The 23,638-nt window shown below is 72.4% G+C and carries 25 protein-coding genes and 1 tRNA gene; 16 read left to right on the forward strand and 10 right to left on the reverse strand.

Annotated elements, in window-relative coordinates:
• Positions 1-52: 52 nt before the first annotated feature.
• Positions 53-820, reverse strand: coding sequence for a hypothetical protein (locus GA0070607_RS13305; RefSeq protein ID WP_089018500.1), 768 nt, complete (start codon positions 818-820; stop codon positions 53-55).
• Positions 817-1,266 (reverse strand): NUDIX hydrolase, encoded by a 450-nt coding sequence (locus GA0070607_RS13310; protein ID WP_231930994.1) that lies wholly within the window; start codon positions 1,264-1,266, stop codon positions 817-819. Before GA0070607_RS13310 ends, GA0070607_RS13305 begins: the two co-directional genes overlap by 4 nt.
• A gap of 114 nt (positions 1,267-1,380) precedes the next feature.
• Here GA0070607_RS13310 and GA0070607_RS13315 point away from each other — a divergent pair, with 114 nt between their 5' ends.
• The 3 genes from GA0070607_RS13315 to corA all read left to right on the forward strand — a co-directional run bounded on the left by GA0070607_RS13315 (position 1,381) and on the right by corA (position 4,529).
• Positions 1,381-1,773 (forward strand): CBS domain-containing protein, encoded by a 393-nt coding sequence (locus GA0070607_RS13315; RefSeq protein ID WP_089018502.1) that lies wholly within the window; start codon positions 1,381-1,383, stop codon positions 1,771-1,773.
• Positions 1,774-1,966: 193 nt separating this feature from the next.
• Entirely contained in the window at positions 1,967-3,061 is a 1,095-nt protein-coding gene (locus GA0070607_RS13320) for an aminotransferase-like domain-containing protein (RefSeq protein WP_089018503.1), read from the forward strand.
• Positions 3,062-3,470: 409 nt separating this feature from the next.
• Positions 3,471-4,529 carry a magnesium/cobalt transporter CorA gene (gene corA, locus GA0070607_RS13325; RefSeq protein ID WP_408630904.1) on the forward strand — a complete coding sequence of 353 codons (1,059 nt, stop codon included), beginning with the start codon at positions 3,471-3,473 and terminating at the stop codon, positions 4,527-4,529.
• 67 nt (positions 4,530-4,596) lie between these two features.
• On the opposite strand, the gene GA0070607_RS13330 is transcribed toward corA, so the two are convergent.
• Positions 4,597-5,364 (reverse strand): hypothetical protein, encoded by a 768-nt coding sequence (locus GA0070607_RS13330; RefSeq protein WP_089018505.1) that lies wholly within the window; start codon positions 5,362-5,364, stop codon positions 4,597-4,599.
• 84 nt (positions 5,365-5,448) lie between these two features.
• Here GA0070607_RS13330 and GA0070607_RS13335 point away from each other — a divergent pair, with 84 nt between their 5' ends.
• Positions 5,449-5,979, forward strand: a complete 531-nt coding sequence (locus tag GA0070607_RS13335) for a peptidylprolyl isomerase (protein WP_074315380.1) — start codon at positions 5,449-5,451, stop codon at positions 5,977-5,979.
• Between the two features lie 100 nt (positions 5,980-6,079).
• The gene (locus tag GA0070607_RS13340; protein ID WP_089018506.1) at positions 6,080-6,991 is read left to right on the forward strand and encodes a rhomboid family intramembrane serine protease; all 912 of its coding nucleotides are present in this window, start codon (positions 6,080-6,082) and stop codon (positions 6,989-6,991) included.
• Between the two features lie 49 nt (positions 6,992-7,040).
• Here GA0070607_RS13340 and GA0070607_RS13345 read toward each other — a convergent pair whose 3' ends face one another.
• Complete coding sequence (locus GA0070607_RS13345; RefSeq protein ID WP_089018507.1) at positions 7,041-7,469, reverse strand: PH domain-containing protein; 429 nt, start codon at positions 7,467-7,469, stop codon at positions 7,041-7,043.
• Positions 7,470-7,599: 130 nt separating this feature from the next.
• Here GA0070607_RS13345 and GA0070607_RS13350 point away from each other — a divergent pair, with 130 nt between their 5' ends.
• The 6 genes from GA0070607_RS13350 to GA0070607_RS13375 all read left to right on the forward strand — a co-directional run bounded on the left by GA0070607_RS13350 (position 7,600) and on the right by GA0070607_RS13375 (position 13,415).
• Positions 7,600-8,772: a thiolase family protein gene (locus GA0070607_RS13350; RefSeq protein ID WP_089018508.1), complete on the forward strand. Its 1,173-nt coding sequence runs from the start codon at positions 7,600-7,602 to the stop codon at positions 8,770-8,772.
• 67 nt (positions 8,773-8,839) lie between these two features.
• Positions 8,840-9,841: an aminoglycoside phosphotransferase family protein gene (locus GA0070607_RS13355; protein ID WP_089018509.1), complete on the forward strand. Its 1,002-nt coding sequence runs from the start codon at positions 8,840-8,842 to the stop codon at positions 9,839-9,841.
• A 123-nt stretch (positions 9,842-9,964) separates the two neighbouring features.
• On the forward strand, positions 9,965-10,477 hold the full coding sequence (locus GA0070607_RS13360; protein ID WP_089021827.1) for a hypothetical protein: 513 nt from the start codon (positions 9,965-9,967) through the stop codon (positions 10,475-10,477).
• Positions 10,478-10,580: 103 nt separating this feature from the next.
• On the forward strand, positions 10,581-11,273 hold the full coding sequence (locus GA0070607_RS13365; protein ID WP_089018510.1) for a response regulator transcription factor: 693 nt from the start codon (positions 10,581-10,583) through the stop codon (positions 11,271-11,273).
• A gap of 46 nt (positions 11,274-11,319) precedes the next feature.
• On the forward strand, positions 11,320-12,750 hold the full coding sequence (locus tag GA0070607_RS13370) for a sensor histidine kinase (RefSeq protein ID WP_089018511.1): 1,431 nt from the start codon (positions 11,320-11,322) through the stop codon (positions 12,748-12,750).
• Positions 12,751-12,806: 56 nt separating this feature from the next.
• Complete coding sequence (locus GA0070607_RS13375; RefSeq protein WP_089018512.1) at positions 12,807-13,415, forward strand: hypothetical protein; 609 nt, start codon at positions 12,807-12,809, stop codon at positions 13,413-13,415.
• 67 nt (positions 13,416-13,482) lie between these two features.
• Here GA0070607_RS13375 and GA0070607_RS13380 read toward each other — a convergent pair whose 3' ends face one another.
• A complete protein-coding gene (locus tag GA0070607_RS13380) occupies positions 13,483-15,084 on the reverse strand; it encodes a ricin-type beta-trefoil lectin domain protein (protein ID WP_089018513.1) in 1,602 nt (533 codons plus the stop codon).
• Positions 15,085-15,269: 185 nt separating this feature from the next.
• Positions 15,270-17,489 carry a glycosyltransferase family 39 protein gene (locus GA0070607_RS13385; protein ID WP_089018514.1) on the reverse strand — a complete coding sequence of 740 codons (2,220 nt, stop codon included), beginning with the start codon at positions 17,487-17,489 and terminating at the stop codon, positions 15,270-15,272.
• Positions 17,490-17,613: 124 nt separating this feature from the next.
• Between GA0070607_RS13385 and GA0070607_RS13390 the strand changes: the two genes are divergently transcribed.
• Positions 17,614-18,318, forward strand: a complete 705-nt coding sequence (locus tag GA0070607_RS13390; RefSeq protein WP_089018515.1) for a glycosyltransferase family 2 protein — start codon at positions 17,614-17,616, stop codon at positions 18,316-18,318.
• 4 nt (positions 18,319-18,322) lie between these two features.
• Here the strand turns inward: GA0070607_RS13390 and GA0070607_RS13395 are convergent, their stop codons facing one another.
• Both GA0070607_RS13395 and GA0070607_RS13400 read right to left on the reverse strand, forming a co-directional pair.
• Positions 18,323-19,225, reverse strand: a complete 903-nt coding sequence (locus GA0070607_RS13395; protein WP_089018516.1) for a transketolase family protein — start codon at positions 19,223-19,225, stop codon at positions 18,323-18,325.
• A 2-nt stretch (positions 19,226-19,227) separates the two neighbouring features.
• Complete coding sequence (locus GA0070607_RS13400; RefSeq protein WP_172899026.1) at positions 19,228-19,935, reverse strand: transketolase; 708 nt, start codon at positions 19,933-19,935, stop codon at positions 19,228-19,230.
• A gap of 47 nt (positions 19,936-19,982) precedes the next feature.
• Between GA0070607_RS13400 and soxR the strand changes: the two genes are divergently transcribed.
• On the forward strand, positions 19,983-20,441 hold the full coding sequence (gene soxR / locus GA0070607_RS13405; RefSeq protein ID WP_089018517.1) for a redox-sensitive transcriptional activator SoxR: 459 nt from the start codon (positions 19,983-19,985) through the stop codon (positions 20,439-20,441).
• Positions 20,442-20,470: 29 nt separating this feature from the next.
• Here the strand turns inward: soxR and GA0070607_RS13410 are convergent, their stop codons facing one another.
• Entirely contained in the window at positions 20,471-21,448 is a 978-nt protein-coding gene (locus tag GA0070607_RS13410; RefSeq protein ID WP_089018518.1) for an NAD(P)H-quinone oxidoreductase, read from the reverse strand.
• 180 nt (positions 21,449-21,628) lie between these two features.
• On the opposite strand from GA0070607_RS13410, the gene GA0070607_RS13415 reads away from it, so the two are divergent.
• Both GA0070607_RS13415 and GA0070607_RS13420 read left to right on the forward strand, forming a co-directional pair.
• Positions 21,629-21,715 (forward strand) — tRNA-Ser (locus GA0070607_RS13415).
• A gap of 106 nt (positions 21,716-21,821) precedes the next feature.
• Positions 21,822-22,721 carry a 2-hydroxyacid dehydrogenase gene (locus GA0070607_RS13420; protein WP_089021829.1) on the forward strand — a complete coding sequence of 300 codons (900 nt, stop codon included), beginning with the start codon at positions 21,822-21,824 and terminating at the stop codon, positions 22,719-22,721.
• Positions 22,722-22,749: 28 nt separating this feature from the next.
• Here the strand turns inward: GA0070607_RS13420 and GA0070607_RS32340 are convergent, their stop codons facing one another.
• Complete coding sequence (locus GA0070607_RS32340; protein WP_157743145.1) at positions 22,750-22,905, reverse strand: hypothetical protein; 156 nt, start codon at positions 22,903-22,905, stop codon at positions 22,750-22,752.
• 138 nt (positions 22,906-23,043) lie between these two features.
• Between GA0070607_RS32340 and GA0070607_RS13425 the strand changes: the two genes are divergently transcribed.
• On the forward strand, positions 23,044-23,586 hold the full coding sequence (locus GA0070607_RS13425; protein ID WP_089018519.1) for a YbhB/YbcL family Raf kinase inhibitor-like protein: 543 nt from the start codon (positions 23,044-23,046) through the stop codon (positions 23,584-23,586).
• Positions 23,587-23,638 lie beyond the last annotated feature (52 nt).

The raw sequence follows: 23,638 nt of genomic DNA on the forward strand, positions 1-23,638 counted from the left end.
CGTCACCGGTGGAGGATAGCCCCGGGTGGACGGGCCGCTCCGGCCAACCGGGTCAGCCGGGCAGCGCCGCCAGGTCGGCGAGCATGGTCAACCGCTCCTCCGCGCCGAGCACGGCGTACGGGCCGGCCGCCCGCCGGTCGGTCTCCAGCTCGATGGCGAGCCGCTCCGGGCCGACCGGCAGGGTGGCGATGCTCGACGCGGTGTGCCCGGCGGCGGTCCAGGCGGCGGCGTGCGCGTCGGCCCGGTGGTAGCGCATCGTGCCCAGCCGGTTGAGCAGCAGCACGCCCGGCGGGGTGCCGTCCGGCTCGTACGGGGGCGCCATCGCGGCGAACGCCGACCCGTCCCGGTCGCCCTCCTCGTCGGCCAGCACCAGGGCGTACGCCAGCAGCCGGCCGAGCGCTGCCACCAGCCTCGACACCCGCTCGTCCTGCCCGGCCCACAGCTCCTCGGTGACCTCGGCGTGCACCTGGTACAGCTCGGCGAGGAAGGCGGCACCGCGGTCGGTGGCGGAGAGGCCGCCGTCCGGGCGGCGGTGGATCATGCCGTGTGCCACATGCTTGTCCACGCTCCGGTGGCAGACCACCGGGTCGCGGTACCGGGTGATCGCCGCGAAGCCCGGCCCGTCCACCGTGCCGCCGGGCGCCGCCAACCGGGTGCGCAGCTCCACCAGGAATCCGGTCGCGGCCGGACCGCCGTACCGCTGGCTCAGCTCGGCGCCACCACCGTTCCGACCGGCCAGCATGCCGGCGACGAAGGCCCGGTCCACGGCCGGGGCGAGCAGACCGGCGAACCGGTGCGGCGCCAGCTCGACGGTGTTCACAGACCGATCGACCGCAGGACGGCGAAGCCCTCCTCCGCGATCCGCCGGATCAGCCCGTCGTTGACGTGGCGGTGCTCGTCCAGCACGGTCACCTCGTGCTCGGCCAGCCAGCGGTACTCGGTGTGCTTGCCGGCCTCCAGCGTCGGATGGTCCAGGTCACCGTCCACCCGGACCAGGAAGTCGTGCTCGATCCGGGCGAGACCGTCGTCGCCGACGTAGTGGTACTCGCCGACCTGGCCGAGGACGTGCGACAGGGTCCAGCCGGTCTCCTCGGTGACCTCCCGACGGAGTGCCTCGTCGACCTCCTCGCCCGGCTCGAGATGGCCGCCGACGATGTCCCAGCAATTGGGAAAGAGGCGTCGGTGCGGCGAGCGGCGCTGAAAGAAGATGCGGCCGTCGTGGCTGACGATCAGCGCGCCGGCGCAGCGCAGGGGCTCGGTGGACACCGTCCGACAGTAGCGAGCGTGCGGGTGGAACGGCGATGCCCGGTCTTGTCCAGGAGACATTCACGGACCACCATGTCGGTACCGGATGCCACCGTCCCAAAGGGGTGATGCGTGATGCAGGTACGGGAAGCGATGTCCAGCCAGGTCCTCGTCGTCGGTCCGGAGCACACGCTCCGCCAGGCGGCCCGGATGATGTCGGCCCGCGGTGTCGGGTCGGCGGTCGTGATCGACCCGGACTCCGAGGGGATCGGCATCATGACCGAACGCGACGTGTTGAAGGCCATCGGCGCCGGCCTGGACTGCGACGTGGAACGTACCGGCGCTCATCTGACGTGGGACGTGGTCTACGCCGGCCCGGACTGGACGGTGGCCGAGGCGGCCGCCGCGATGGCTCGGGGCGGGTTCCGGCACCTGGTGGTGCTGGAAGGCCGGGAGGTGGCCGGGGTGATCTCCGTCCGGGACATCATGCGGGTCTGGGCGGAGAGCCAGGTGGTCGCCGCGACCTGACCGTGCGCCTGACCGGCACCCACGCCGGGCATTCCGGAGGGACTTTCCCGGGCAGCGCAGCACGACTCGCTCGACCTTCCGGTCTGATCTGACGCCGACCGGTGGAGCCGGGTCACCCGACCCGGTGGCTCAGGATGCGGACATCGCCGTGCCGTCCGCGTGTCCCCCGCCGCCGCCCGTACGCTCAACATCCATGACCGCCGAGCAGCTGATCTCCTTCGCCCGTGGGGCTCCCTCGCTGGACATCGTCGATGTCGAGGGGCTCAAGGCCGCCGCCGTCCGCGCCTTCGACGCCGATCCAGCCGGGGTCACGGCCTACGGCACCTCCGTGGGCTACGTTCCGCTGCGAAAGTGGATCGCCGAGAAGCACGGGGTCAAGGTCGATCAGGTGCTGGTCACCAACGGGTCGCTGCAGGCCGACGCGTTCCTCTTCGACCACCTGGTCCGCCCCGGCGACGCGGTGGTGGTGGAGCGGCCGACGTACGACCGGACGCTGCTCAACCTCCAGCGGATGGGCAGCGAGCTGCACGGTGTCTCGGTCCAGCCGGACGGTCTGGACACCGCCGAGCTGCGCAAGCTGCTGGAGTCCGGGGTCCGGCCCCGGCTGGCGCACGTCATTCCGAACTACCAGAACCCGGCCGGCGTGACGCTCTCGGAGGAGAAGCGCCGGGAGCTGCTCGACCTGGCCGCGGAGTACGAGTTCACGATCTTCGAGGACGATCCGTACGCGGACGTCCGGTTCCGCGGCGAGGCGCTGCCGTCGATGCTCTCGCTGGACACCCGCAACGTGGTGGTGCACGCGTCGAGCTTCACCAAGACGGTCTGCCCCGGCGTGCGGGTCGGATACCTGGTCGGCCCGGCGGATCTGATCGCCGACATCGCCAAGAACGCGACCAGCCTGTACATCTCGCCCGGCATGGTGTCCCAGGCGATCGTGCACCAGTTCTGCGTCTCCGGCGACATCGACCGCTCCATCGAGACGGTCCGGGCGGCGCTGGGCGAGCGGGCCCGGGTGCTCGCCGAGTCGCTGCGCCGGCACCTGCCGCAGGCCCGGTTCGTGGAGCCCGACGGCGGCTACTTCCTCTGGGTGGAGTTTCCGGACGACGTGCTGGTCGACCGGCTCGCCTCCGCGGCGGCCGAGCGCGGGGTCGCAGTGGTCAAGGGCAGCGACTTCATGCTGGACGGCGGGCAGCACGCCCTGCGGCTGGCCTTCTCGGCGGTCACCGCTGACCGGATCGACGAGGGTGTCCGCCGGCTCGCGGCGGCCGTCGAGGCCGTCCGCGGCTGAGCTTTCTGTCAATTTCCCGACAGAACGACGATGCCGGCCGTTCCGGGACTCCCGCCCGGACGGCCGGCGGCTCACAATGCTGCGAGCGTCACTCATCAGGTGTAGTGGAGATCACCGCCCGCTTCCCGGGCCGCCCCACCCCCGGTGACGCGTGCAGCACAACCCCCGCCCCCAGAGGCGCCGGGTGGGCCGTGTCGTCCCCGCACCCCCCAATGCGGCCCGGCCCGCCCGGCGCCGCCCCACGCGACAGCTGTCACACGTGCCCTTCGCCGCCACCGGCGTAGCCTCAAGCCGCAGCCGAGCGCGGGGAGGTGGCGCGATGACGGATCGGGCAGATCAGGGCGGGACGGCACCGTCGCACACCGGCCGTGTGCTGCGACCCCGGGCGTGGCCGTCACCGGTCCGGGCGATGACCCGGATCCTCAACGCGGACGGCTCGCCGCCCGCGCCGACCCCGACCGGCACCGGGCGCAGCGGCGTCGTCGACTGCGCGCTCTACGTCGACGGCAAGCGGCAACCCGGCGACTGGACGTACGCGGACGCGCTGGCCGCGGCCCGCCGCGAGGAGCACGGCTTCGTCTGGCTCGGCCTGCACCAGCCCGAGCTGGCCGAGATGACCGCCATCGCGGCGACCTACGGGCTGCACGAACTGGCAGTCGAGGACGCGGTGAAGGCCGAGCAGCGCCCCAAGCTGGAGCGGTTCGGGAACGTCAGCTTCCTGGTGCTGCGTACCGCCCGGTACTGCGAGCACGCCGAGCTGACCGAGAACTCCGAGGTCGTCGAGACCGGCCAGGTGATGCTCTTCATCGGCCCGAACTTCCTGATCAGCGTCCGGCACGGCGACGCGAGCCGGCTCTCTCCGGTCCGTGCCGACCTGGAGACCAAGCAGGAGCTGCTGCTCCAGGGCCCGTGGTCGGTCGCGTACGCGATCACCGACCGGGTGGTCGACCTCTACCTGGAGGTCGCCGAGCAGCTCGAGGACGACCTCGACGTGCTGGAGGCCGAGGTCTTCGACCGCAACGGCCGCGGGCGGATCCAACGGATCTACCAGATGAAGCGGGAGCTGGTGGAGTTCAAGCGGGCCGTGGTGCCGTTGCAGCGGCCGCTGATGACGTTGACCTCGCAGGTCAACCGGGAGGTGCCGAAGGAGATCCGGCGCTACTTCCGGGACGTGCAGGACCACCTCAGCCGCACAGTCGAGCAGGTGAACTCCTATGACGACCTGCTGAACTCGATCCTCCAGGCGCGGTTGGCCCAGGTCACCGTCGACCAGAACAACGACATGCGCAAGATCGCCGCGTGGGCGGCGATCGCCGCGGTCTGGACCGCCATCGCGGGCATCTACGGGATGAACTTCGAGAACATGCCCGAGCTGAACATGACGTACGGCTATCCCGTCGTGCTGGCCCTGATGCTCGCCATCTCGCTGGCCCTCTATCGCTGGTTCCGCCGCAACGGCTGGCTCTGACCCCGCGCGGAAGCGCCGGCGGGCGCGGGAAACCCGCGTCGCCGGCGCTCGATGCGCTTCCGCTCGGTCAGCGGCGGCCGTTGGTGCGGGCGGTGTCCTTGCCCAGCGCCTTGGTGAGGTCGTCGGCCGGACGCCCGGACGTGTCCTTGGCGCCCTCGGCGACCGAAGGGACCTTGTCGGTCGGGCGGACGCTGGACGGCTTGGCGGCACCGGTGGTGCTGGCGCTGTCGCCACCGGCCACCGCCGAACTACCGGCGCCGGTCATCCCGGCCATGGTGGACCCGTCGGTCCCCTTGGTCGCGGCCGGAGTCCGTACCTCGATCGAATCCACCTCGTCGCGCATCGGCTCCAGGGTGCGGGTCGGGTCGTACTCGGCCCACTCCTGCTGCTCGCGGCGGCGGCGCAGGGCGACCGCGCCAGCCAACCCGACGATGGCACCCGCTGCGAGCAGCCCGGTCATCATCGATCCGCGACGGCGCGGCTGCTTCTTCTTGGCGGTGATCCGCATGTTCTTCGACCTGGCCTTCCTGGTGAGCGGCCCCGCCTGCGCGGCGCCGTCACGGGCGGCCGCGGCCAGCGGTGCCAGCGTGGTGAGTGTCGTCCCCCAGCCGGTCGAGGCACGGTCGCGCACTCTCGCCGCGGCCGGCTCGACGTAGCCGCGGGCCATCTGGACCCGTGGACCGACCGTCGCGCCCGCGCCCTTGGCGGCGTGGTTGGCTGCCTGCACCAGGTGGCTGATGCTCTGGTTCAGCTCGGCCCTGGCCAGCTGCCCCTCGGACTTACGCCGCCCGATTCCAAACACGGTCCCACCTCCTGGGAGTTGTTCCTTCGTCATCCTCCACCTTCGGATGCCTCCGCGATGCCAGATCGGGCACATGGGAGGATCCGCATGGAACTGACCAACGAGTGAGGAGTACCCGTGGCCGAGGCTGTCTACGCCACCTTGCACACCAACGCTGGCCCGATCCGGCTGGAGCTCTTCCCCAACCACGCGCCGAAGACGGTTCGCAACTTCATCGACCTGGCCGAGGGCAACCGGGAGTACACCGACCCGCGCACCGGTCAGCCGGGCAGCGGTCCGTACTACGACGGCACCATCTCGCACCGGGTGATCAGCGGCTTCATGGTCCAGATGGGCGACCCGACCGGCACCGGTCGGGGCGGGCCGGGCTACAAGTTCGCCGACGAGTTCCACCCGGAGCTGCGCTTCGACCGGCCGTACCTGCTGGCGATGGCGAACGCCGGACCGGGCACCAACGGTTCGCAGTTCTTCATCACCGTGTCCCCGACGCCGCACCTCAACAACCGGCACACCATCTTCGGCCAGGTGGCCGACGAGCAGTCGGTGAAGGTCGTGGACGCGATCGCGAACACCCCGACCGGCCCGAGCGACCGTCCGCTGCAGGACGTCGTCATCGAGCGGGTCGAGATCGAGCGGTCCGCTGCCTGATCGACAGGCGAGGTACCTTTGCTCGCATGATTGAGCGCTCCGGAGCACCGCACCGGCTGGCGTCGGTGGACCGCGCGGTGGCGGACGGAGGGTCGGCCCGGTGAGCGAGTCTCCGCCGACCACCCCGGTCTGCTACCGGCACCCCGGCCGGGAGACCTACGTCCGGTGCTCCCGCTGCGACCGGCCGATCTGCCCGGACTGCATGCGGGAGGCGTCCGTCGGGCACCAGTGCCCGGAGTGCGTCAACGAGGGACGTCGCAGCGTCCGGCCGGCGCGTACCGCCTTCGGTGGCGGTACCGCCGGCCGGCACGGCTACGTCACCAAGGCGCTGATCGCGCTGAACGTGCTGCTCATGCTGCTCTCCATCGCCTCCGATCGCGGTGGGGACGCGGCGGTGGGCGGCTCCGGCTTCGGCGGTCTGATGGGTGGCAGCACGCCGCTGACCAACTGGGGCTCGGTGCTCGGGCTGGCGGTCTTCCCCGACGGCACGCTCGGTGGGATCGCCGACGGCGAGTGGTACCGGCTGGTCACCGCGATGTTCCTGCACTACGGCGTGATCCACCTGCTGCTCAACATGTGGGCGCTGTGGGTGCTCGGCCGGTCGCTGGAGGCCAACCTCGGGCCGCTGCGCTTCGGCGCGCTCTATCTGGTCGCGGGTCTCGGCGGCAACGTCGCCGCCTACCTGTTCAGCGCCCAGAACTCGGCCACCGCCGGCGCGTCCACAGCCGTCTTCGGCCTCTTCGCCGCGCTCATCATCATCGAACGCAAGCTGGGCCGGGACATCTCCCAGGTGATCCCGATCCTGGTGATCAACCTGGTGTTCACGCTTACCGTGCCGGGCATCTCCATCCCGGGGCACCTGGGTGGCCTGGTGGTCGGTGGGGCGATGGCCCTGGTGCTCGCGTACGCGCCGCGCGGTCGGCGCACGCTGGTGCAGGTCGCCGGCGGCGCGATCATCCTGCTGATACTGCTCGGCCTGGTCCTGTTCCGTACCGCGCAGCTGCTGGCCTGAGCGCCCGGACCAACGGCGGCGCCGGGCAATCGCGCCGGGCGCCGGGCGGTCACGCCGGGCGGGCGGCCCGCAGCGTCTCGGCCACCTCGTCCGGGGCGGCCCCCAGGTCGTACCGGCCGAACAGGTGCAGCGATTCCCCGGCGTCGATCTCCAGCAGCTCGGTGGTCAGACCGAGCCGGGGCCGACGGTCCACGGTGATCCGCTCGACCATGGCCCAGGGCAGCAGCCGGCGACCGGCGAAACCCTGGGCGACGATCACGCCGGCCGGGTCGAGGGCGAGCCGGACCGGCGCCAGCAGGTCACGCAGCGCCCAGCCGACAAGGCCGGCGGCGACCAGCCCGATCAGCGTCAGCTGCACCGGGTCGCCTTCGGCGAGGAGCAGGCCGAGCGCCACCAGGACGACCGCGCCGGCCACCTTCGCCAGCGGTACGCCCACCGGCACCCGCCACTGCCGGACCGGGAAAGCTTCGGCATCCATCCGGCCAGCATGCCAGCGTCCGCCCGGGGGACCGTGCCGGCACCCGTTCGCGGGCGGGCCGGACCGGGGGAGGACGACCGGTCCGTGGACGACGTAGGATCGGGACAGCCCAAGTTACCCGGGAGTAAACATGAGTGACGCGGTCATCGTCGGCGCGGTACGCACTCCGGTCGGGCGGCGCAAGGGCAGCCTCGCCGGCGTCCACCCGGTCGACCTCTCAGCACACGTGCTGCGCGCCCTCGCCGAGCGCACCGGGCTCGACGCCGCGCTGGTCGACGACGTCTTCTGGGGCTGCGTGTCCCAGGTCGGCGAGCAGTCCTGGAACATCGCCCGCAACGGCGTGCTCGCCGCCGGGTGGCCCGAGTCCGTGCCCGGCACCACGCTGGACCGGCAGTGCGGCTCCAGCCAACAGGCGCTGCACTTCGCCGCCGCGACGGTCCTCTCCGGCCAGGCCGATCTGGTGGTCGCCGGCGGGGTGGAGTCGATGACCCGGGTGCCGATGGGCTCCAGTGTGGGCGGTGGCATGCCGTTCAGCGACCAGCTGCGGGACCGCTACCGGGGCGTGGAGGGCTTCGCCGATGACGCGGCGCTGCCGTTCAACCAGGGGGTCGGGGCCGAGTTGATCGCCCGGAGGTGGCGCTTCTCGCGTACCCAGCTCGACGAGTTCGCGCTGGCCAGCCACGAGAAGGCGGCCGCCGCACAGGACGCTGGCGCGTTCGACCCGGAACTCGCGCCGGTGCCGCTCGCCGACGGCGGCAAGTTCGCCGCCGACGAGGGCATCCGCCGGGACACCTCGCTGGAGAAGCTCGGCGAACTGGCCACCCCGTTCCGCGCCGACGGGGTGGTGACCGCGGGGTCCGCGTCCCAGATCTCCGACGGCGCGGCGGCCCTCGCGGTCACCACCGGCGAGTGGGCCAGCCGGCACGGGCTGCGCCCGCTGGCCCGGATCCACACCGCCGTGGTCGCCGCCGACGACCCGGTCACCATGCTCACCGCACCCATCCCGGCCACCGCGAAGGCGCTGCGCCGCGCGGGGTTGGGCATCGAGGAGATCGGTGTGTACGAGGTGAACGAGGCGTTCGCCCCGGTGCCGCTGGCCTGGTTGGCGGAGACCGAGGCGGACCCGGAGCGGCTCAACCCCCGCGGCGGGGCGATCGCCCTCGGCCATCCGCTCGGCGGCTCCGGCGCCCGGATCATGACCACGATGCTCCAGCACATGCGGGACAACGGGATCCGCTACGGCCTGCAGACCATGTGCGAGGGTGGCGGCATGGCCAACGCCACAATCGTCGAGCTGCTCTGACTCCAGCCCCGGTCGTTACCGGAAAAGGCGTCGCCCCGCCCCGGCCCGGCCGCCTAGGGTGCGCACTGTGACGACGATCGCCGGTGAACGCGCGCCCGACTGGTCCCGAGAGCAGTGGCAGGTGCGGGCCCGTTCCTGGGTGGATACGCAGCTGAGTCAGGCCGGCCGGCGGGTGACCGGGCCGGTGGAGCCGCGGGTGCGCCCGTGGTCGCTGGTGTGGCGGGTGCCCACCGACGGTGGGCCGGTCTGGTTCAAGGCCAACAACCCGGGCACCGTGCACGAGGCCGTCCTGATCGCGGCGCTGGCCGGGCTGGCGCCCGAGCGGGTGCTCGCACCGATCGCGGTGGACCCGGCTCGGGGATGGTCGCTGCTGCCCGACGGCGGCGAGTCGCTGCGGGACGTGCTGGGCCGGGACCCGGACCTGACGCACTGGGAGCGGGCGCTGCCCGGTTACGCCGCGCTCCAACTGGCCACCGCGCCACGGGCCGGGGAACTGATCGCCCTCGGCGTGCCGGACCACCGTCCCGAGGCGCTCGCCGGGCTGCTCGCCGAGCTGCTCGACGATCGAGAGTCGCTGCGGATCGGCGACGAGGACGGGCTCAGCCCGGAGACGTACGAGCGGCTGCGGGCCGAGTTGCCGGCGTACGCCGAGCGGTGCCGCCGGCTCGCCGACATCGGCATCCCGGCCACCGTGCAGCACGACGACCTGCACGACGGCAACGTGTTCGCCGGCCCGGACGGGTACCGCTACTTCGACTGGGGTGACGCCTCGGTGGCGCACCCGTTCGGCACGCTGCTGGTGACCCTGCGCTCCATCCGGTACGCCACCGACCTGGCTGCCGACGACGCCCGGCTGGCCCGGCTGCGCGACGGTTACCTGGAGGCGTGGACCGACCGGTACGACCGTCGGACCCTGGTCGAGGCCGCTGGCCTGGCGATGAACCTGGGCGCGGTCAGCCGGTCGCTCTCCTGGCGGCGGGCTCTGGACACCGCCGACCCGGCTCGGGCCGAGTACGCCGACGCGGTCCCCGGCTGGCTCGGCGAGCTGTTCGAGCCCAGCCCACTCTGACCCGCTGCCTGCCACAACCCGTACCGCTCGGAAGTCGGACAGGCGGTGCGACGCGCCGCGTGGAACTTCCAAAAAACCGCCGTGACCCACGTCACCTCCCTCGAAGAGGTCGTTGGGCAGGTCATGGACGTCTTCTCCCGAACGTTCCTCCCGGCCGCCGCCGAGGCTGGCCTGGCCGTGCAGACCCTGAACCGGCACATGCCGGTCTTCCGGCGCTGCGTCGGCTCCGGTGACGCCACCATCCTGGTCACCCGCTGCAGCCGCCCGGACCGTCCGGTCACCGGCGACTACCTGCTGCTGCTCACCCACCGTCGGCTGGTGGTGACCCAGCAGACCCGGCTGCTGCACCGGCTGCGCCTGCATCTCAACACCGAGCTGCGCGAGCTGAGCAACGTCACCTGGAGCCCCGACCCGCGGCTGCACTCGGTCGAGCTGGCCGCCACCGCCATCGATGGGATCCGCGAGCGGTTCCTGATCCGCACCACCCACCCGAAGCGGGTGTGGCAGCTCGACGCGCTTCTCAACCACGCCTTCCGGACTCGTCTGCGTACTCCCCGTGAGCGGATCGTCGCCACCATCGGCGAGGTTCCGGCCGCCGCGCGGCCCAGCGTGTTCCGACCCGTCGCGGCGCACTGACGCCCCACCGCCCCACCGCTCGCGGCGGCCCTGCGCCCCGCCTTTACCGAACTCGAACACGCGCCGATCGCGCCGAGCGCACCGGGTCGGCAATCATGGGCCGGTGACAGTCGAACCGCCGCACCGCGGGCTCGTCCTCGTGGTCGAGGACGAGCCGGCCATCGCCGACCTGGTCCGGCTCTACCTCACCCGCGACGGGTTCGGCGTACACCTGGAACGGGACGGCGAGGCCGGCCTGGCCGTCGCCCGCCGGCTGCGTCCGGTGGCCTGCGTCCTGGACATCGCCCTGCCCGGGCTGCCCGGCACGGAGATCTGCCGCCGGCTGCGCGCGGGCGGCGACTGGACGCCGGTCATCTTCCTCACCGCCCGGGACGACGAGGTGGACCGGATCGTCGGCCTGGAGTTGGGCGCCGACGACTACGTCACCAAGCCGTTCAGCCCCCGCGAGCTGGTCGCCCGGGTGCGCGCGGTGCTGCGCCGCTCCGGTGGCGGCCCGGCGGGTGCCGACCAGCCGCGCGTCGTCGGTCCGGTGACGCTCGACCCCGCCCGTCGGACGGTCACCGCCGCCGGCGCCCCGGTGCAGCTCACCTCCACCGAGTTCGACCTGCTGGCCCACCTGATGGCCCGACCCGGGCGGGTCTTCACCCGGGAGGAGTTGCTGGCCGGCGTGTGGGGCTACGCCGCACACGCCGGCACCCGCACGGTCGACGTGCACGTCGCTCAGGTGCGGGCGAAGCTCGGCCCGGCCAGCGTGATCCGGACGCACCGGGGCGTGGGGTACGCGGCAGATGCCTGACCATCCCGGTCGGCGGCAGCCCACGGCCCGACCCGAGGCGCCGACGATGGCGCTGCCGGTGGTCGGCGCCCAACCCCCGACCGCACCCCGGCCCAGCCGATTCGGTCGGACGCTGACCGCGCGGGCGGTGCTGGTCACCTGTGCCGTGGCGCTGGTGTCGGTGCTGGTCACAGCGATCGTCGCGGTGCCGCTGGCGATCCGGGGCGCGGAGCGACGCGATCAGGAGGCGCTGGCCGCGCAGGCCCGACTCGCCGCCGAGGTGCTGCGGACCCGTCTCGACCGGGGTCGTACCGCCGACGAGGAGCGGCTCATCCAGCAACTGCGCGCCCAGGGCATCGACGCGTACCTGATCCGGCGGGGGGCCGTCGACCGGCCGGGCCTGCCGCCCCGGGTGGTGCAGCGGATCGAGCAGGGCCGCAACGTGTCGGCCCGTCGCCCGGTCAACGGCAGGCGCGCACTGGTCGAGGGCCGGGCGCTGCCCGGCGGCAACGGGGTCGTGCTTTCCCGCGCCTCGACGACCGGGCTGTGGCGGCAGGTGCTGCTCAGCCTCTGGCTACCGCTGCTGGCCGGGCTCGCCGCCGGCGTGGTGGCCGGGCTGCTGCTGGCCCGCTGGTTGGCCCGGCCGATTCGCGTCGCGGCCACCGCCGCCGCCCGCCTGCGCGCCGGGGACCGCGCGGTCCGGGTGCCGGTCGAGCCGCCGGACGAGGTCGCCGACCTGGCCGAGGCGTTGAACGGGTTGGCCGCCGCGCTGGCCACCAGCGAGGGCCGGCAGCGGGAGTTCCTGCTCTCCGTCTCGCACGAGCTGAGGACTCCGTTGACCGCGATCCGAGGGTACGCCGAGGCGCTGGCCGACGGGGTGATCGGCGCGGACGGTACGGCTGGCACCGGCCGGACGATGCTGGCCGAGGCGCAGCACCTGGACCGGTTGATCGGCGACCTGCTGGCGTTGGCCCGGCTGGAGGCCGCCGACTTCCCGCTGGAACCGGTGCCGGTGGACCTGGCCCGGCTGGCCGTCGACACCGAAGCGACCTGGTCCGACCGGTGTACGGCGGTCGGAGTGCCATTCCGATTGGAGATGCCCGGGGTGCCGGTGCCGGTGTACACCGATCCGGGGCGGATCCGGCAGGTGGTGGACGGGCTGCTGGAGAACGCGCTGCGGGTCGTACCCCCGGGGGCGCCTGTGGTGCTCGCGGTCCGGGCAGCCGGCGCGGACCCGGCCGCCGGCGGCGTGCTGGAGGTCCGCGACGGCGGGCCCGGCTTCACCGACGACGACCTGGCGGTGGCGTTCGAGCGGGGTGCGCTGCACCAGCGTTACCGGGGGGTGCGCAAGGTGGGCAGCGGGCTGGGGCTGGCACTGGCCGCCGGGCTGGTCCGCCGGCTGGGTGGCGAGATCGTCGCGGGTCACGCGCCGGAGGGCGGCGCCGCATTCACGGTCCGGCTGCCCGGTGATCCTTACCAGACCCGAACATCGGCCTGATGCTCCGCTCGTCGTCGCCGGGCAGGCTGAGGGCTCCACGGACGAGAGGGAGAGTCATGCCACGTTGGGGATCTGCCGCAGTCACCACGTCACTGCTCGCGGCGGTCGCGCTCGGCATCAGCGGCTGCGGAGCGGCCGAGGTGGCCAGCCAACCCGCCCGGGAGGCCGCGGTGGAGGTCGCCGCGGCGATGGGTGTGGAGGGCCAGGCGCTGGCCGCCATGGGCTTCGACGCCAACGATCTGGACGTGCAGGCCGTCGCCGCGCCGGCCACCGGCGGGTCGGCCACGCCCGGTGCTTCGCCCAGCGCCCAGGAGAAGGCCCGGCAGAAGCGCGGCGAGGAGTGGCGCAAGCGCCGCCAGGCCCGGGTGCTGCTGCGCAGGAACACCCTGCACGGTGAGGCGGTGGTGCAGACCAGGGACGGCGGTACGAAGACGGTCGCCGTGCAGCGCGGCGAGGTGACCGCGATCGACGGCGACTCGATGACCGTGAAGTCCACCGACGGCTTCACCATGACGTGGACCTTCGGTGACGACCTGCGGGTCGTCGAGCGGCGCGCCACCGTGCAGGCGAGCGACGTGAAGGTCGGTACGACGCTCGGCGTCGCCGGCGCGAAGGACGGCGACAAGAACGTGGCCCGCCTGGTCCTCGTCCCCCGCGCCAAGTAAGCGCCGCGCGAAAGGAAGGGCCCCTTATTAACGCCAGGCGTTAATAAGGGGCCCTTCCTTTCGCAGCTCAGTAGACGCGGGAGCCGATGAAGTCGTCGTGACCGTAGCCGACCGGGTTGGCGGCGGTCCGGGGCTCGAACGACCACTGCTGCCGGGTGCTGGTGGAGCAGCCGGCCAACCGCAGCCGGGGACTGCCCAGCCACGGGTTGTCGAACGCGACGCAGAGGTTGCTGGCGCCGGCCGGCTTGATCTGGTTGCCGGCGAAGACGAACTGCTGGGCCGGGGTCCCGTTGCAGTCGTAGATGTTGACAGCGGTACCGGAGCTCAGCGACCCGTTCGCGATGTCGAGGCACCGGTCGTGGGAGAGCTCGGAGTGCAGCGACCGCCGGCCCGGGTCGTACCAGAAGCCCTGGTTACGTCCACCGTGGCAGGTGTACGGCTGCTGGACGGTGCCGTTGCGGGAGTCGTATCCCTTGCCGTCGACACAGGTGCCGGTGGCCAGGTTGCGCAGCTGCTTGAACTCCAGCAACCCCGGGTAGAGCACGCCGCTGCCGGTGCTGGCCGGGTCGACACAGCTGGCCCGCTGCTGCCCCGAGTTCCAGAACTGGGTGATGCACTGGGCGAACATGCCGTGCCCGCGGGCGTTGGGGTGGAACGACTGCCGGGCGGCGTTTTCGTCCCAGATGCCCAACTCGATGTAGAGGCCGCGGACCGACGTGTTGTCCGTGCACACCTCGTGGCCGTGGAAGAGCCGGCTGGCATCCAGGTAGCGGGTGCCGGTCTGGGTGGCCGCGGCGCGCAGCGCCGACTCGAACATCGGCACGGCCTTGTTCCGGGCGAACGCCGCGTCGGCCAGGTAGAGCAGGCAGCCGCCGGAGTACCAGCCGGGGAAGTTCGGGTTGTCCTCCACGTCCGGGCTGCCCGGGCTCGGGTACGACATGAGCACCAGCTCGTAGTCCGAGCGCAGGTAGCCGGCGTTGGTCATGGTCTGCCGGATGTCGTTGAGCGCGTCGACCACGGCCTGACGACTGCCGTCGGTGCGGATCGTCCACTGGTCGGTGTAGCGCGGGTAGCAGGGGCCCTGGAAGAAGACCCGGCTGATCGCGCAGTCGGTGGCGACCGGGCCGAACTGGATGGTGCCGTCGCCGTTCGCGCCGACGACCACCCAGATGAGCTTCACGTGCGTGTTGCGCGCCTTGATTCCCAGGTAGTCGCCCTGGTTCAGCTCGTTGTGCTGGGTCGGTCCGCCGGCGATCAGGTTCCACGGGGTGCCACCGGAGCAGGCCAGGTTGTACTGCGCGTCCGAGGGGATGCCGGTGCGGAACAGCGCCTGGTCGTACGAGCGGTCGCACCAGTTTCCGGGCTGGTGCGTGCCGGGGACGTAGTTGCCGACCCCCTCACCGGAGATCTCGCTGTCACCCATGGTGATCAGCGCCGTGCGGCGTTGCTCGATCGGGCGGATGGCCGGGGCGCCGTAGAGGGCGGTCGCCTCGGCGGCCCGGATGGCCTCCAGGTTGGCGGGGAGTGGCTGGACGGTCGGCCGGTCGGCGGCGGTCGCGGGGGCGGCCGGTCCGGCGAGCATCGGCAGGACGAGAGCGGCGACGGCGACGGCGACGGTGAGGGCCCGTCGTCGGGTCGCGCGTTCGGGCCTGGCGGGGGTAGCAGGCATCGACGCACTCCTTTCGGCTCAATCGCGGGACGTCGATTGAGTTACCAGACGGTAACGTGCTGATCAACGGATGTGAATACGCTTCGGATCCTTGCGCGCGGGATGCAGAACCGCCCGGATCGGACGATCCGGGCGGCGTGGGCGCGGGGTGGTCTGGCCTCGCGGCGGTCGGTGCGGCCGGGCGGTCAGCGGCCGGGCGGCAGCGCGTAACCGACGTAGCCGCGGAACTCCAGTCGCCAGCCGGCCGGGACCAGCTTGGCGCACGCCGGCTGGCTGCCGGTGCAGACGATCGCGTCCACCGAGGTGGGGTTGGCCGGCGGGCGTTCCGGCAGCACCGACTGCAACGCCACCAGATCCGGTGACCGCCTGTCCGGCTGCCGCAGCAGCAGCCACCACGGGTACTCCCAGTTGTCGTTCTGCTCCACCAGCCCGATCCGGCGCGCACCGCTGTCGTGGACCGCCGCGGCGGCCCAGCGGAACTCGTCGGCCCACTGTGGGCGACGCAGGAACCGGGTGTCCCAGTCCGAGGTGGTGAACACCGATCCGCTGCCGACGAGCCGGCGTGGGAACCCGTACGACAGCGCGAGCACCCCGGCCAGCGCCGAGGTGGCCAGCACGGTGACCGCCGCCACCGTGGCCACCGACCGCCGCCCCCGGCCGGTCCCGCGCCGGTCCGCCGCCGCGCCGGAGTGGCGGCGGAGGAGCGCGTCCAGCCACAGCCCGGCCAGTGGTACGGCGAGCACCAGGGCGTAGAGCAGCAGCCGGTTGCCCCACGGTTGCCACTTGATCATCGCGGTGTGCAGCAGCACGGTGGCCAGCACCACCGCCGCGTACCCGCGCATCTGCCCCGCCTGCCCCGGGTCGATCCGGCGTGGCCGGACGAGCGCGACCGCCGCGCCGATCAGCGCCAGCACCCCGGCGATCGGGAACGCCACCCGGTCCTCGTCCGGGTACCAGGCGGGCTCCGGAAAGACCTCCCGGCCGAAGGTGATCGCCCGGTCCTGCGGGTCGACGCCGATCAGGTCCGCCCCGTCGATGATCGCCTCGGCGCCGACCCGGCGCAGCGGTGCCAGCGGCGTGTCGAACGCGGTGTGCCCGATCCGCAGCGCGTTCACCAGGATCGACTGCGGATCGTGTCGTTCCATCGGGATCGACTCGCGCAACCGGGGTGGCCCCAGCGGATGCCCGAACTCGGCGGTCACCCGGGCCAGGAAGGGGCCGACCACCAGGGCCGCGACCAGGAGGATCAGCGCCGAACCGCCGACGGTGCGGGCCACCCCGCCGGCCGGCCGCGACCGCCGCACCCCACGGACCGCCGTCGCGTCGGCCGGTGCCCGGCCGTCGGTCAGGGCCAGCCGGAGCTGGGCCATCCCCCAGAGCACCAGCAGCGGGCCGAGGGCGATCAGGCCGCTGGTCTTGGTCACCGCGGTCAGGCCGGTGGCGGCGCCGAGCGCGAGCACTGTGCCCCAGCCGGTACGGCGGCGCAGCCCGTCCAGCACCACTGTGGCCGCGCAGGCCACCCACGCCGCGCAGACCAGGTCGGTCTGCGTACTCGTCGCCTGCAGCACCACCATCGGTGTGCTGGCCAGCACGAACGCGGTGATCAACTGGGCCCGCCGGCCGCCGCCGAGTTGCGCGGTGATCCGCGCGGCCACCAGCAGGCAGACCACCCCGGCCGCCCACTGCACCAGGTTGTACAACTGGTCCCCACCGGTGAGCAGGCGCAGGTGCAGCAGCAGATACTCGGCGCCGGGCGGAATGGTCACCTGCCGGTGGATGGCGGTGGCCCAGAAGTCAAGGTCGCCCTGGGCCACCCAGTGCTCGACCTTGGGCAGGTGGTACGTCTGCGAGTCGAAGTTGTTCGGCTCGGCCACCAACGCGACAAGCAACTGCAGCAGGACCAGCCCGCCGACCGTGCCGGCGAGCAGACGCTCCCCCCGACCCGCCGTACGCCAGGCGTCGACCGCGACACTGAGCAGGCCGGCGGGAGTCCGACCGACCCACCTGGGCGCGTGGTCACGTCCGGCTCCATTGTCGTCGGCTGGCGGGGCGGGCGCCTCGGGGCCGGTGCCAGCGGGCACAGCGGCGCCGACCGCGACCGGCCGGGGTGCCGCGGCGGCTGGCTGCGCGAGCCGGGTCACCTGGCGCCACCGCAGCCCCGCCGCCGTCGCGGCGGCAGCCAGGAAGAGCAGCCAGGCGGCGACGATCGCCGGTCGGGTGAGCGCGTGCAGCGCGCCGAGCAACTCGACGACGAGCACCGCGTACGTGCCGGTGAGCACTGCGGTGCGCACCACCGCGAGCCGCAGCGGTGCCACCGCGTCGACCCCGCGCGGTCTCGTCGCGACGGTGAGCAGGAGCACCGCGGCGGCAGGAACCGCCACGAGCAGGGAGTCGGCAGCCGACATGGCGGGAAGTAAACACCATCCGGCTGAACCCGCCACGTTGGCTGCCCGGCGGTGACGGCCGGCGTTCGGCCGACCAGCCAGGCTAGGCTATGCCCGACGTATTGTCGCCACCGTGGAGATTTCCGTGAAGCTCTCGATCCTCATGCCGGTCTACAACGAGGAAGAACGCATCGCGGATGCCCTCAAGCAGGCACTGGCGGTGGACTATCCCTGCGAGATCGAGCTGGTCGTGGTCGACGACGGCAGCCGGGACGGCACCGGCGAGATCCTCGGTCGCGCCGATGACGCCCGCCTGCGGGTCATCACCCACCAGCGCAACGCCGGCAAGGGCGCGGCCATCAAGACGGCGGTGGACAGCGCGGAGGGTGACTACATGGTCATCCTCGACGCCGACCTCGAGTACGACCCACAGGACATTCCCAAGCTGCTCGACCCGGTGCTCGACGGGCGCGCCACAGTGGTCTACGGCAATCGCACCTTCGGCAGCCACAGCGCCTACAGCTTCTGGTACGTGATGGGCAACAAGGGCGTCACCATGGCGGCGAACGTGCTGTTCAACTCGTACATCGGTGACCTGGAGACCTGCTTCAAGCTGATGCCGGTGGCGCTCTACCGGTCGCTCGAGGTGCGCTCGCGCGGCTTCGGCATGGAGGCCGAGGTGACCGGCAAGCTGCTGCGCCGCCGGATCCGCCCGTACGAGGTGCCGATCAGCTACCGGGCGCGTGGCCGGGAAGAGGGCAAGAAGATCACCTGGAAGGACGGCGTCGAGGCGATCTGGATCCTCGGCCGGGAACGCGCCCGCCGCCGTCCCACCACTCCGGCTCGCTGACCGCTCAGCGGCCGGTCGCCAGCAGCGCACCGGCCAGGAAGGCGTCGACCGAGCGGCGCAGGCCCGCGCTGTCCAGCCCGTGCCACCGGTTGTGGTCCTCCGGCGAGCCGTAGCGGCGCAGATCCTTCCGTCCCACTCCGAGGGCCAGCAGCCGATGTGGCCGGTCCGCCAGTGCCGCCGACACCACCCGGCTGGACGTGCCGGCCAGGTACGGCTCGACCAGGATCACCTCGGTTCCCGCCAGTGCCCGCAGCCCAGCGGTGTCGAACGGTCGCGGCCGGTGGGTGTAGGCCACTGTGACCGGCAGGTCGGCGACCGCGTCCAGCGCCGCGTCGAGCACCGGTCCGACCGCCACCAGCAGCGGGGCCCCGGGGCCGGCGGCACGCACCACCGCGAGCGAGCCGTCGCCGCCGCGTGGCCGGTCGTTCTGCAGTACCGAGAGCCGCAGGTACGCCGAGCCGTCACTGGCCACCGCGTCCCGCAGCAGCGCGGGCACCTCCCCCGGGTGACCCGGGACGTGCACCGTCCAGCCGTGCAGGGTGTCGATCAGTGACACGTCCGCCGGGGACAGGTGCGTCCGGCCGGCTGCCGCGCGGTCGTACGAGGCGCCGACGCCGACCAGCACCGCGGACACGTCCTGGTGGTCCAGATCCAACTTGATCTGCTCGTACGCCCGCTCGATCAGGAACGGCGCGTAGCTGTGCACGATCGGCCGCAGACCGGTGAGGGCGAGCCCGCCGGCCACCCCGACCATCAGTTGCTCCCGGATGCCGACGTTGAGCACACGGTCCGGATGCCGCGCGGCGGCCGGGGCGAAGGCGGCAGCGGAGATGTCGGCGAGCACCAGCGCGGTGCGCGGATCCTCGGTCAGCAGGTCGGTGGCGGTGGCGGTGAAGGTGTCGCGCATTGTCACTCCTCCGTGTCGACGACCGCGACGACGACGTGCGGCCGTTCCTGGCGCTGACCGGTGAGGGCGGCGTGCAGCGCGTCATGGTCGTGTCCGTCGACGGTGCTGGCGGTCCAGCCGTTCACCGTGAACCGGGCCGCCACGCCACCCGGCCAGCCGTGGGTGGCCGAGTGGTTGTCGACAACGACGGCGGTCAGGCTGCCGAGGCCGGTGGCACCGGCGTACGCGATCGCCTCGTGGTTCGATCCCTCGTCCAGTTCGGCGTCACCGAGCAGGACGTACACCCGGGGGGTGAGCAGGCCCTGGGCTCGTAGCCCGAGCGCGGTGCCCACGCCCAGGCCGAGACCGTGCCCGAGTGAGCCGGAGCCGATCTCCACCCCCGGCACCAGGGTCCGGTCCGGGTGGTCGCCGAGGGGGCTCGCCGGCCCGCCCTGCTCATCCAGCCAGGCGGTGGGGAGGAAGCCCTTGGCGGCGAGCACCGCGTAGTAGCCGGCCACGGCGTGCCCCTTGGAGAGCAGGAACCGGTCCCGCTCGGGGTCCTCGGCGGTGCCCGGAGTGATCCGTATGACGCGGTCGTAGAGCACCCAGAGCACATCGATTGTCGAGTACACGTTGGCACCGAACTCCCGGCCGGCGCGTAGCCGCTCCAGTGGGCCGGCCACCGGCGCCGGCACCGGCGACGTGGCCGCGTTGGTGGTGGTCGTCATCATCTGGATAGCCTGTGAGTTGAAGCGCACTTCAACTCAAGGACCGGGTGATGCAGGACTCACTGACAATCGGCGAGCTGTCCGTCCGTTCGGGCGTGGCGCCGTCGGCGCTGCGCTACTACGAGCGGCTCGGTCTGATCCGCGCCGACCGGACCGGCGGCAACCAGCGCCGGTACGCCCGCGCCGAGCTGCGCCGGGTGGCCTTCATCCGGATCTCCCAGCAGGTCGGCGTCTCGCTGGACGAGATCCGCGCGGCGCTGGACTCGCTGCCTGAGGCCCGTACGCCCAGCCCACAGGACTGGGCGCGGCTCTCCGCCAGCTGGCGGGGCCGGCTGGACGAGAGGATCCGGCTGCTCACCAAGCTCCGCGACGACCTGGACGGCTGTATCGGGTGCGGCTGCCTGTCCCTGCAGCGCTGCACGCTCAACAACCCCGGGGACGCCCTCGGCGGCGAGGGGCCCGGTGCCCGCCTGATGCTGCCCCGGCCGGCGGCCGACACGTCCGCCTGACGTGCACCCACCCCGGCCGGTGACCGACGTCACCCGATGGTGAGCAGCACCTTGCCGACGTGGTCGTTCGACTCGACCAGCCGGTGCGCCTCCGCCGCCTCGGTCATCGGCAGCCGCCGGTCCACCACCGGCCGGATCCTGCCGGTTTCGATCAACGGCCACACCTCGTCCCGTACGCCCCGGACGATCTCCGCCTTCTCGGTGAGCGGCCGGGCGCGCAGGGTCGTCGCCGAGACGCTGGCCCGCTTGCTCACCAGCGCGCCGAGATCCAGCTCGGCCTTGCGGCCACCCTGTAGCCCGATCACCACCAGGCGGCCTCCGCTGGCCAACGCGGCGACGTTGCGACCCAGGTAGGACCCGCCCATGATGTCGAGGATGACGTCCGCGCCGTGGCCGTCGGTGATTCGTCGGACCTCCTCGACGAAGTCCTGTTCCCGGTAGTCGATGGCGTGCGCCGCGCCCAGTTCGCGCAGCCGGGGGTGCTTGGCGGCCCGAGCGGTCACCAGGATCGTGGCGTCGAGGGCCGCCCCGAACTGGATCGCGAAGGTGCCGATCCCGCTGCCGCCGCCGTGCACCAGCAGCGTGTCACCCGGGCGGAGCCGGCCCACCGGGACCAGGTTCGACCAGACGGTGCAGGCCACCTCGGGCAGCGCGGCGGCGTCGACCAGGTCGACGCCGGCCGGCACCGGCAGCAACTGCCCGGCGGGGACCGCGACCCGCTCGGCGTACCCGCCGCCGGTCAGCAGCGCGCAGACCTGCTGGCCGATCGCCCACCCCGTCACCTCGGGACCGATCGCGCTGATCACCCCGGAGCACTCCAGCCCGGGGTGATCGGGTGCGCCGGGCGGCGGCGGGTAGTGCCCCTGCCGTTGCAGCAGGTCCGCGCGATTGACTCCGGCGGCGCGCACATCGACGATCACCTCGTCGGGGCCGGGCTCGGGATCGGGGACCTCAGCCCAGATCAGCGCGTCGGGTCCACCGGGCTTCGGGATGGTGATGGCTCGCATGGGCTCAGTCTTACCCGATGGCACCGCGGGCCGCAGGCGCACCCGGTCGGTCCCCGACGACCACTGTGGATGTTCGGACCAGTTCCGGCGCCATGCCGCCCGGTCAGGGAGGGACGCCGGGCCGCGCACCCGGTGTCATGGCAGACTAGGCACGGCCGCGCACCCTCGGGTGGCGGCCCGGGAGGGTTCGCCTAGTGGCCGATGGCGCTGGTCTTGAAAACCGGTAAGGCAGCGATGTCTTCGTGGGTTCGAATCCCACACCCTCCGCCCTTCGGAACAGCCTAAACGCCCCTGACCAGCGCAAATATCGGTCACGGGGTGTGTCTGTGGGTGGCGATCGGTCCCGCTCCGGGCGGTCGAGCATGATGTGGCCGTGCGCTACCTGATCTCTCACCCCGACGCGTTGGCCGAGCTTGGCGACCTGGACGTCGCGCTGTACGACGGCACCCAACCCGTGCCGGAAAGCCTGGACGATGTCGAGTTCTACGCGATTCCGTACGGGATCATCGACCCGCGGTTCTGCGAGCCGATCGCCCGGATGCCCCGGCTCACGGTGGTGCAGACCGTGACCGCGGGCTACGACCATGTCCTGCCGTACCTGCGGCCCGGGCTGACTCTGGCCAACGGCCGGGGCGTGCACGACGCGGCGACCGCCGAGCTGGCCGTGGCGCTCACCCTTGCCGCCCGCCGCCGGCTGCCGGACTTCGTCCGGGCGGGAGGCGAGGGCCGCTGGACCACAGGCTGGTCGACCGGGCTGGCCGACACCCGGGTGCTGATCGTCGGGTACGGCTCGATCGGCGCCGCGATCGAGCGCCGGCTCGCCGGGTTCGAGGTGGAGATCAGCCGGGTGGCGCGGAGCGCTCGCCCCGGCGTACGGCCGGTCTCCGAGGTTTCGGAGCTGCTGCCGCGAGCGGATGTCGTCATCCTGGCCACGCCGCTGACCCCGGAGACCGAGGGCCTGGTGGACAAGGACTTCCTGGCCGCAATGGCCGACGGCGCCCTGCTGGTGAACGTGTCACGGGGGCGGGTGGTGGACACCGATGCGCTGCTCGCGGAGCTCAGCGCGGGCCGGCTGCACGCTGCCCTGGACGTCACCGACCCCGAGCCGCTGCCCGCCGAACACCTGCTGTGGTCCGCACCGAACGTCCTGATCAGCCCGCACGTCGGCGGTCTGACCGCAGCGATGGCGCCCCGGGCCCGCCGGCTGCTGGTCGATCAGGTCCGGCGGTACGCGGCGGGCGAGCCGCTCGCGAACGTCGTCATCGGGCCGTGACGTCCGGGTCCCGTACCTTTCACCGCCGTCACTCCGGTGTTTCGGTGGCCCGCCGGCTCTCTCGGATCGTCTCCTCGGCCAGCCGCTCGATCGCGCGCCGGCGCTCCTCGGCGATGGCCCGCTCGTCCTGGCGGCGCAGCGCGGTGAAGACGGCTGCTACGAAGTCCCGCCAGATCCCGGCCACGAGGTCCCCCTGTGGAGCGTTGCCCCGGACTCAACGGTAACGCTGCGGAGCCGGCGCTGGCGCTTCCGGTCGTCGTAGACGCCGCGAAGGGGTAAGAAGGGGCAGGTATCTCCGTGAACACCGGAAGGACGCGTCCCGATGACCCTGGAACGACCGATCGCCCCGGACCCGTACGAGCTGCTGCCGACGGTGCCCTCGTTCACCCTGACCAGTGACGACGTGCAGAACGGCGAGCCGATGGATGCCCGGCATGCGCACGGCAGCACCGGCGGCGACAACGTCTCCCCGCAGCTGACCTGGTCGGACTTCCCCGCCGAGACGAAGAGTTTCACCGTGACCTGCTTCGACCCGGACGCGCCGACCGGCAGCGGCTTCTGGCACTGGGTGCTGGTGAACGTGCCGGTCGACGTCACCCAGTTGCCCACCGGTGCGGGTGGCGCGGCGGGCGCGGACCTGGGTGGAGCGTTCTCGGTCCGCAACGACTACGGCGAGCAGGGCTACGGCGGCACGGCGCCGCCCCCCGGTGACCGCCCGCACCGGTACGTCTTCGCGGTGCACGCCCTGGATGTGGACCGCCTCGACCTGACCCCCGACGCCAGCCCGGCCTACGTCGGCTTCAACCTCACGTTCCACACCCTCGCCCGAGCGGTGATCCGCCCCACCTACCAGATCAAGGAATGATCCCTACCCCGCGATCTTGCACTTGCTCACGCGGAAGAGTGCAAGATCGCGG

It is taken from the genome of Micromonospora coriariae, from assembly GCF_900091455.1.
In the GTDB taxonomy this organism is placed as follows: domain Bacteria; phylum Actinomycetota; class Actinomycetes; order Mycobacteriales; family Micromonosporaceae; genus Micromonospora; species Micromonospora coriariae.

Coding starts and splice junctions, on each gene's coding strand:
- GA0070607_RS13320 (WP_089018503.1), top strand. CDS start 1,967: ATGACCGCCGAGCAGCTGATCTCCTTCGCCCGTGGGGCTCCCTCGCTG.
- GA0070607_RS13330 (WP_089018505.1), bottom strand. CDS start 5,364: ATGACGAAGGAACAACTCCCAGGAGGTGGGACCGTGTTTGGAATCGGG.
- GA0070607_RS13370 (WP_089018511.1), top strand. CDS start 11,320: ATGGCGCTGCCGGTGGTCGGCGCCCAACCCCCGACCGCACCCCGGCCC.
- GA0070607_RS13385 (WP_089018514.1), bottom strand. CDS start 17,489: ATGTCGGCTGCCGACTCCCTGCTCGTGGCGGTTCCTGCCGCCGCGGTG.
- GA0070607_RS13375 (WP_089018512.1), top strand. CDS start 12,807: ATGCCACGTTGGGGATCTGCCGCAGTCACCACGTCACTGCTCGCGGCG.
- GA0070607_RS13400 (WP_172899026.1), bottom strand. CDS start 19,935: ATGATGACGACCACCACCAACGCGGCCACGTCGCCGGTGCCGGCGCCG.
- GA0070607_RS13410 (WP_089018518.1), bottom strand. CDS start 21,448: ATGCGAGCCATCACCATCCCGAAGCCCGGTGGACCCGACGCGCTGATC.
- GA0070607_RS13345 (WP_089018507.1), bottom strand. CDS start 7,469: ATGGATGCCGAAGCTTTCCCGGTCCGGCAGTGGCGGGTGCCGGTGGGC.
- GA0070607_RS13350 (WP_089018508.1), top strand. CDS start 7,600: ATGAGTGACGCGGTCATCGTCGGCGCGGTACGCACTCCGGTCGGGCGG.
- GA0070607_RS13395 (WP_089018516.1), bottom strand. CDS start 19,225: ATGCGCGACACCTTCACCGCCACCGCCACCGACCTGCTGACCGAGGAT.
- GA0070607_RS13425 (WP_089018519.1), top strand. CDS start 23,044: ATGACCCTGGAACGACCGATCGCCCCGGACCCGTACGAGCTGCTGCCG.
- GA0070607_RS13360 (WP_089021827.1), top strand. CDS start 9,965: ATGGACGTCTTCTCCCGAACGTTCCTCCCGGCCGCCGCCGAGGCTGGC.
- corA (WP_408630904.1), top strand. CDS start 3,471: ATGACCCGGATCCTCAACGCGGACGGCTCGCCGCCCGCGCCGACCCCG.
- soxR (WP_089018517.1), top strand. CDS start 19,983: ATGCAGGACTCACTGACAATCGGCGAGCTGTCCGTCCGTTCGGGCGTG.
- GA0070607_RS13380 (WP_089018513.1), bottom strand. CDS start 15,084: ATGCCTGCTACCCCCGCCAGGCCCGAACGCGCGACCCGACGACGGGCC.
- GA0070607_RS13315 (WP_089018502.1), top strand. CDS start 1,381: ATGCAGGTACGGGAAGCGATGTCCAGCCAGGTCCTCGTCGTCGGTCCG.